This window comes from Candidatus Zixiibacteriota bacterium (assembly GCA_022865345.1).
Classification (GTDB): Bacteria; Zixibacteria; MSB-5A5; order MSB-5A5; family RBG-16-43-9; genus RBG-16-43-9.
Genome location: JALHSU010000178.1, coordinates 1 through 8,159 on the forward strand (window position 1 = coordinate 1; position 8,159 = coordinate 8,159).

The window sequence follows — 8,159 nt, forward strand, 5'->3', positions numbered from 1 at the left end:
AGGAACTATCTTTCAGGTTCTCCAGAAGTTTCATACCTGTTTTCTGGCTTGATTCAGAAGACCATGACTTCGAGGAGGTCAGGTCAACTTCTATCATAGATAAAGAAAATCAACTTGAAGAGATCAGATATTCTCCTGCGAAAACTCCTTCTGGCGAGCCTATGTATAAAGTTGTCCTGGAGGAGGAAATCAACTCCTGTGTTGAGAAATTGAAATCATCTCTTCATCCGACCGAGTTCAAGGATGAAGTTGTTCACGCTCTTGAGGACCGCTATTCCAAAGGGCAGACTCTTCCGAATTCTTTTGCTAAATGGATGGTCAGGTTACTGGGCAAATATGGTCTGGTTATTGTCGACCCTGGAGATAAGGAATTAAAAAAGTTGGCAATTGATTTTTTCCTTAAAGAGATAGAAAATCCGGGCAGGTCAATGGGGCTGGTCAGGGAAACTGGCAAAACTCTGGAATCTTCAGGATACCATCAGCAGGTAGTAAAATCAGAGGAGATGGTGAATCTATTCTTAGAAGTCAAGGAGAAGAGATCTACCCTGAAATGGAGTGGAGAGGCAATCCAGATAGATGGGGTAAATAGAAAACTCAGCCAAAATGAATTGCGCCAGATAATCGAGGAAGAACCTGAAAGGCTTAGTCCAAACGTTCTTTTGCTCCCTTTGATGAGAAGTTATCTTTTCCCAACTGCAGCCTATATCGGTGGTCCGGGCGAGATCAGCTATTATGCCCAGTTGAAATCCGTTTTTGATTTTTTTGATATCCCCATGCCTGTAGTCTATCCTCGTGCCAGCGTCACTTTGATAGAGGATAAGATCAAACAGTTGCTTCAAAAGTATTCTCTTGAGTTTATCGATCTGTTTCAGGACCCGGAAATACTGATAAACTCGATCTTAAAAGAAAAATTTCCAGACCCTCTTGAAAATACTTTAGAGAAGAAAAAAAAAGAGATATCGAAAATTCTGGATAGCCTTGAGCAGGAGCTTATTTCCTCAGAGCCAGCCTTGAAACAAAATCTGGAAACTACCAGAGGGAAGATCGATTACGAGTTAAAAAGATTGGGTGAAAAACTCTTTCAAGCTTACCGGCAAAAAGACCAGACTCTGAAAGAGCAAGTCTATAAAGCCAAGAAGAATCTTTTTCCGGACAATAAACTTCAGGAAAGGGTCCTGAACCTTGTCCCTTATCTGATAAAATATGGTTTTGAATTCGTAGATTTTCTATATAATAAAGTGGAAATTGAAAAAGTTGATCATCAATTATTAAAGATAGGATAACTTTATGCGCATTGGGGTTACCTGTTATCCGGTTCCGGGAGGAAGTGGCGTAGTTGCCACAGAATTGGGGATAGAGCTGGCAAAAAGAGGGCACCAGGTTCATTTTATCACCTACTCGCCTCCTTTCAGGCTGCAGAGATTCATCGAGAACTTATATTATCATCAGGTGGAGGTTTCCAACTATCCTCTGTTCAAGTTTCCTCCCTATACTTTGAGCTTAGCCTGTAAAATGGCAGAAATAGCGGAATTATGGTCCTTAGACCTTTTGCATGCTCACTATGCCATTCCTCACGCCACTGCGGCTTTTTTAGCCAAGAGCATCTTGAAGGAGCATAGTCCAAAGGTGATAACCACTCTACACGGCACAGACATAACCCTGGTGGGTGCTGACAAATCTTTCCGCGGAATTACTAAATTCAGCATAGAGGAAAGCGATGGGATCACGGCGGTGTCTGACTTTTTGAAAAAAAGGACCCGGGATGAGTTCGGGTTAAAAAATGAGATTGAGATGATACCGAATTTCGTAGATACCGAGAGGTTCGTACCCAGACAGGATAAAGTCAGGAGAAGACAATTTGCCAGAGAGGATGAAAGAATCCTGATGCATATTTCGAATTTCCGCCCGGTAAAAAGAATTGAGGACGTCATCAAGATATTTCATTTAGTCGATAAGCAGATACCTTCTAAGCTGGTATTGATAGGCGATGGTCCCGATCTTAGCAAGGCTCTTTCCCTTTCCAGAGATTTCGGTATCGAGGATAAAGTTATTTCCCTGGGCGGGCAGGACTATGTGGAAAACCTTCTGCCTGTGGCTGACCTTTTCCTTCTGCCCAGCGATCAGGAGAGCTTTGGTCTGGTGGCTTTAGAGGCAATGAGCTGCGGAGTCCCGGTCGTCGCTACCAAAACCGGAGGGTTGCCAGAGGTGGTCATAGATGGCGAGAGCGGATTTTTAGGCTCCTTGGGTGATGTTGAGTTTATGTCGCAAAAAGGGATTGAGCTTTTGTCAGACGAAAATAGATTAAATAAGTTCAGAGAAAACTGCAGAAGAAGAGCAGTGGAAAAATTTGATTCTAAATTGATTGTTCCGAAATATGAGGAATACTACAAAAAGATAGTAGACAGTAGGTAGTAGACAGTAGACAGGGAAAAGATTTACCCTGTATTCTGTTTGCTGTCTACTGTCTACTTTTCGGAAGGAGGTAAGAATTGGAATTAGACGTTCTGGCTATTGCGGCTCACCGGGATGATGCAGAAATCACCTACGGGGGTACACTTATCAAAATGGTCGATTCAGGTTATAAAGTTGGCATCGTTGACTTAACACAAGGAGAGATGGGAACCAGGGGCTCTGCCAGGCTAAGAGGTATCGAGGCAAAATGTGCGGCTAAAATGATGGGGATTATAGTCAGGGAAAATCTGAAATTGCCGGATTCAGGAGTCGAGCTGACGCGAGAGAATAAAATAAAGTTAGTCAGGTTGATCAGAAAATATAAGCCTCATCTGGTTATATTGCCTTACTGGGAACAGAGACACCCGGACCATGCTAACTGTTCCAGGTTAGGTTATGATGCTTGCTATCTTTCAGGCCTGGCAAAGCTCAAGGTTCCGGGTGAGAATCACCGTCCTTATAAGATAATCTACTCAACCTCTTTCAGAGAAGTGGCTTGTTCCTTCGTGGTTGACATTACCGAACAACTGGAGAAGAAGCTTCAGGCAGTAGCCTGTTATAAATCTCAGTTCAAAGGTATGAAAGGGCGGAAAGACGTTCTCATACCTGGGATGGATGTTTTCGACTTTATGAGAATCAGGGCGGCTTATTACGGCTCTCTCATCGGGGTCAGATATGGTGAGGCTTTTATGGTCAAAGAGACTATGGTAGTTCAAGACCCGATGAAGTTGTTAGGAAGATCGATTTAAAAAAGGTGATAGATTATAGGTAATAGGTGGTAGGGTGAAACGTAGTGCAGAGGGTTTGTAGGGACAGAACATCGTTCTGTCCAATATTGAACTGTAGCGTCGGGCTTTATGCCCGACGGATTTTTGTGTAGGGGCACGGCGCGCCGTGCCCCTACAGGATATAATTTCCTTGCAAATCTAATTTGTTAATTTTATATTCCTTTCCGGAAGGAAGAGGATGGGATCTGGTGGTCCTCGCGGACTTCAAATCCGTCGTCCCTGATCAAAAGTTAGGGTGGTGGGTTCGATTCCCACCCCTTCCGCTAATTTTAGAGTATGAAATCTCTGACTCGGTGAGCGTCGGGTCCCCTGACCCGACGGTAAACTTGCCAAGTCAGGGGACCTGGCGAGCATAAACTAGATGTAAGATGTACGGGTGGATTTCCCTCCCTTGATGGCCGTTAAAAGCTTTACGGCTCGTAGAGGGGAGAGGGAATAATGTAGATACTTCATAGGTTGGGCGCCACTGCCCGACCTTCCCCTAATGGAAGAGATGAGAGGGAATAGATAGGTGGGATATACGAAATACTTCGTCTATAATCCCAAAAATGGACAAAAAGCGAAGTACTTTGCTTGTGAAGTAGTTAGAAGAAATCCACGACAAAGGATTGAAGATGATTAAGACAAACGGATGGAATTGGGATAAAGTAGAATCAGATTTTTGGAAGATTCCGTCTGAGGAGGTTTATTATTATTTATACAGATGGAAAAGGATGAATTTTAATAATTTATTAGATTTAGGATGTGGACTTGGAAGGCATTCAATATTGTTTTCAGAAAATGGTTTTAATGTAACAAGTTATGATTTATCAGAAGAAGGAATAAAAATACTACAAAAAGAAGTCACAGACAAAAAATTACAAATTAAAACGATGATTGGTGATATTAAAGAATTGAATTTAAGAAACCAAGAATTTGACTGTATTTTAGCATTTCACTCAATATATCATGTTGATTCAGAAGATTTCAAAAAAGTATTAAAGGAAATTTATAGAGTATTAAAAACAGATGGAGAAATGTATATTACAATGTTATCAAAATCAGCATACTCAGATACTGCAAAAGAATGCAAAATCATCGATGAAAATGTAAGATTGAAAGAAGAAGAGGATGGAACAATATTACCACATTTTTTTGTTAATTATAAAGATATAAAAAGATTATTGAATAGATTTAAAATTATTAAAATACGACACATAGAAGATTTTTTTGATGGAAAATCTAGTTGGCACTATTTCATACATGCAAAAAGAGAATAAAAGTAATGCCGTGGACTTCATCTAACACAGCATACAAGCTGCGTCGCTCCGCTCCTTGGGTCTCAGGCTTCACCCTCGACCAAATACCTAGCTTCGCTTGGTACTTCTTATATACTGGGAACGTTAGGTGAAATTTAACTTTTATGAGGTAAGAATATGAACCGAGATAATATTGAAATGGATGAAATTCAAGAAATTAGGTGTTAAAAATTATGGAGAAAAAACAAAAAATCAGGTTGACGACGCTGGCGTCAAGTTCTGGGTGAGCGGCAAAATGCAGTCCTCAGGACTTGATGCAGGTTCTGCGTCATCTGCCAAAGATAAAGAATAACCGGGTGCTGATAGGTTATAACAGCGTGGACGATGCCGGGGTATACAAGCTGACTGAAAATTTAGCCCTGGTGCAGACAGTAGATTTTTTTCCTCCGGTGGTGGACGATCCGTACGACTACGGCTCTATCGCGGCAGCCAATTCCTTAAGCGATATCTATGCTATGGGAGGAAAACCGATCTCGGCTTTGAACATCGTGGGTTATCCCAAGGAGTCTATGCCCCTGTCTGCCCTGGAAGAGGTCTTGAGAGGTGGAGCAGACAAAGCTAAAGAGGCGGGAATAGCAATTATCGGTGGACATACTCTGAAAACCAAAGAGCCGATTTACGGGCTTTCAGTTAATGGGATAATTCATCCGAAAAAGATCGTGAGCAATGCTGGCGCAAAACCAGGTGACATCCTAATCCTGACTAAACCTTTAGGTATCGGAATTATCACCACTGCGATCAAACGAGATAGAGTTCCGCTGAAAGTTGTCAAAGAAGCTGTTGAGGTGATGAGCGAGCTGAATAAAACTGCTTCTGAGGTTATGGTGGGATACGGCGTAAAAGCCTGTACTGATATTACCGGCTACGGGTTCTTGGGTCATCTGTGTGAGATGACTTCTGCCTCTGGTGTTGGGGCAAAGATTTATTTGTCTAATGTGCCTGTTCTGGATTACGCCTGGAAGTTAGCCGGACAAAATATCGTGCCTGGAGGAACCATATCTAACCGGAATTTTATGGAGGGCAAAGTCGATTGGGGTAAAGATGTCTGCGAGGAAGCAAAATTAATATTGTGCGATGCACAGACCTCCGGAGGGCTTCTTATCAGCGTTTCAAAAAGTAAAGCTCAAAAGCTTTTGGGCTCCCTGAGAAAAAGAGGGGTTAAAAATTCCTCCATTGTGGGTGAGATAATCAAAGATAAAAGATGCAGGATAAAGGTAGAGTGGTAAAAAGCAAAAAGCTCAGGCAGATTCCCAGCATCGAGGAGATTCTGCAGTCTGAGAAGCTGCAGGATTACATCTCTGCACTTTCCCGACCTCTGGTGACTCAAATCAGCAGAAAAATAGTAGAAGAGGTACGAAAAGAAATAACAAAAAAAGGGGTAAGTTTCTCGAGAGAACAGATATTCACCAAAGTTTTAGAAGAACTGGAATCTTTATCTTCCTCCACTTTAAGGCCAGTCATAAACGGTACTGGTGTGATAATCCACACTAATCTTGGGCGCGCGCCCATAAGCGGCGAGATCCTAAAACATATCACTGAAGTCAGCACAAACTATTCCTCCTTAGAATATAATCTCAAGAAGGGTAGAAGAGGAGAAAGAACCGGTTTTTTGGAAAAACTGCTCTGCGAGCTTTCAGGCTCAGAGGCTGCTTTAGTGGTGAATAATAATGCGGCTGCGGTTCTTCTGATTCTCTCAGGCTTAGCCAAAGGGAAAGAGGTTATAATCTCCAGGGGTGAGCTGGTTCAGATAGGCGGGGGGTTTAAAATACCAGAAATCCTTGCAGAATCTGGTGCGATAATGAAAGAAATCGGGACGACCAACCGCACTTCACTTTCTGATTATCAGAGAGCAATAAACAAAAACACAAAGATACTCTTGAAGGTGCACAAAAGTAATTTCTGGATGTCGGGATTTGTGGAAGAGGTTTCAATTGAAGAGTTAGTTACATTAGACAGGAGACATCGTCTGATAACTGTCGAAGATTTGGGAAGTGGGGCTGTCCATTTTACTGAAAAATTCGGGTTAGGACATGAACCAAGGATTACAGAAGGGGTCTCTGCCGGAGCGGACCTGGTTTGTTTTTCGAGTGATAAGCTTTTAGGTGGACCGCAAGCTGGAATTATCGTAGGAAGGAAAAAATATATTGATGTGCTGAGGAAACATCCTCTGTATCGCGCTCTAAGAGTTGATAAGATGGTCATCGCAGGTCTGGAACAGGTGATTTTGAGTTATCTCAAGAAAGAAGAGGGAAGGATTCCGATCTGGAGGATGATTTCCACCTCTTTGGATGTTTTGAGAAAAAGAGGGGAGGAAATCTCAGCAAGGCTGAGCGCATTCGGGATTTCTGCTTCTCTGAAAGAGAGCAGGAGCACTGTAGGCGGCGGCTCGCTTCCAGGCGAGACTCTTCCAACTATCATATTATGTCTGAGTTCCTCAATTACTCCAGAGAATTTAGCAGAAAGATTCAGGAGTCTGGATTTCCCTATAATAGGGCGTATTGAAAAAAACAGATTCGTTCTGGATTTGAGGACGATCTTCCCGGAACAGGATGAGTTGATTGTGCAAGGCGCGAGAAAGGTGCTGGGCATGTAGCGGAGGTCTTTAGACCTCTAGGTGTGGAGGAGGAGGGGAAAAATGGAATGCTAAAGTCTTCGCCAGGATCCTGAGGACAAGACCTTGATGGCCTTCCGCTACAAAAATTATAGTGGTAGACCCGCCTTGCCCTCAAGGCGGGATGCAATTTGTAGGGCAAAGCTTTAGCTTTGCTAAGAATAAAATCTGCAACCCTGAAAGATTGCCCTACAAAAAACCCTTTTACGTTGCGACCAGGGACCTGACGGGCACCTCAAACAGGTAAACATTTTGGTCATTCTGAGCCCGGAGGGCGAAGAATCTTCCTGGATCGAATTAATAGATTCTTCGGTTGTCCATCTGGACTCCCTCAGAATGACAATATCGGAAGTTGCTTATGTTCGTAATCGGAACTGCAGGACACGTTGATCACGGCAAATCCGCCCTGGTTCTGGCTTTGACCGGAATCGATCCGGATAGATTACCAGAGGAGAAAAAAAGAGGGATGACCATCGATCTAGGCTTTGCCTGGCTTCCTCTGCCGGATGGAACAGAGGTGGGAATTGTGGATGTGCCCGGGCACGAGAGGTTTGTCAAGAATATGATTGCCGGGGTAGGTGGAATCGATGCCGCACTACTGGTGATTGCCGCAGATGATGGCTGGATGCCCCAGACTCAGGAGCATTTAGAGATTCTAGAACTTTTAGGAATTAAAGAGGGGATTGTGGTTATCAACAAGATCGACCTGGTAAAAGAGGACTGGCTAAATCTAATTGAGGATGACATAAAGAATAAGCTCAAAGGCACACCCTTTGAAAAAGCAGTTGTGGTCAGAACCTCGGCAATCCAGAAAATCGGGATTGAGGTGCTGAATGAACAGATTCAAAATCTCATCAGCCGGCTAAAGGTGAGAAAGGATATAGGTAAGCCGAGGCTCTATATTGACAGGGTTTTCACCATGTCCGGGATGGGAACAGTTGTCACCGGCACTTTGATCGATGGCTCGTTAAAAATCGGGCAGGAAGTAGAGATCGCACCTGAAGGGATAAA

Annotated in this window: 7 protein-coding genes and 1 tRNA gene; all 8 read left to right on the top strand. The window is 43.1% G+C overall.

The genetic code is table 11. The features are described 5' to 3' along the window. On the top strand, nt 1-1,283 hold a 1,283-nt coding region (gene bshC / locus MUP17_08600), incomplete at its 5' end, for a bacillithiol biosynthesis cysteine-adding enzyme BshC (protein ID MCJ7459036.1). Nucleotides 1,284-1,287: 4 nt separating this feature from the next. Continuing rightward, a complete protein-coding gene (gene bshA, locus MUP17_08605; protein ID MCJ7459037.1) occupies nt 1,288-2,412 on the top strand; it encodes an N-acetyl-alpha-D-glucosaminyl L-malate synthase BshA in 1,125 nt (374 codons plus the stop codon). A gap of 77 nt (nt 2,413-2,489) precedes the next feature. Further along, on the top strand, nt 2,490-3,200 hold the full coding sequence (gene bshB1, locus MUP17_08610) for a bacillithiol biosynthesis deacetylase BshB1 (GenBank protein MCJ7459038.1): 711 nt from the start codon (nt 2,490-2,492) through the stop codon (nt 3,198-3,200). Between the two features lie 209 nt (nt 3,201-3,409). Next, nucleotides 3,410-3,502 (top strand) — tRNA-Sec (locus MUP17_08615). Nucleotides 3,503-3,853: 351 nt separating this feature from the next. Beyond that, nucleotides 3,854-4,498, top strand: coding sequence for a class I SAM-dependent methyltransferase (locus MUP17_08620; protein MCJ7459039.1), 645 nt, complete (start codon nt 3,854-3,856; stop codon nt 4,496-4,498). Nucleotides 4,499-4,710: 212 nt separating this feature from the next. After that, nucleotides 4,711-5,763: a selenide, water dikinase SelD gene (gene selD, locus MUP17_08625; protein ID MCJ7459040.1), complete on the top strand. Its 1,053-nt coding sequence runs from the start codon at nt 4,711-4,713 to the stop codon at nt 5,761-5,763. Continuing rightward, nucleotides 5,739-7,130 carry an L-seryl-tRNA(Sec) selenium transferase gene (gene selA / locus MUP17_08630; protein MCJ7459041.1) on the top strand — a complete coding sequence of 464 codons (1,392 nt, stop codon included), beginning with the start codon at nt 5,739-5,741 and terminating at the stop codon, nt 7,128-7,130. Before selD ends, selA begins: the two co-directional genes overlap by 25 nt. A gap of 376 nt (nt 7,131-7,506) precedes the next feature. Next, a partial coding sequence (gene selB, locus MUP17_08635) for a selenocysteine-specific translation elongation factor (protein MCJ7459042.1) occupies nt 7,507-8,159 on the top strand: 653 nt, incomplete at its 3' end.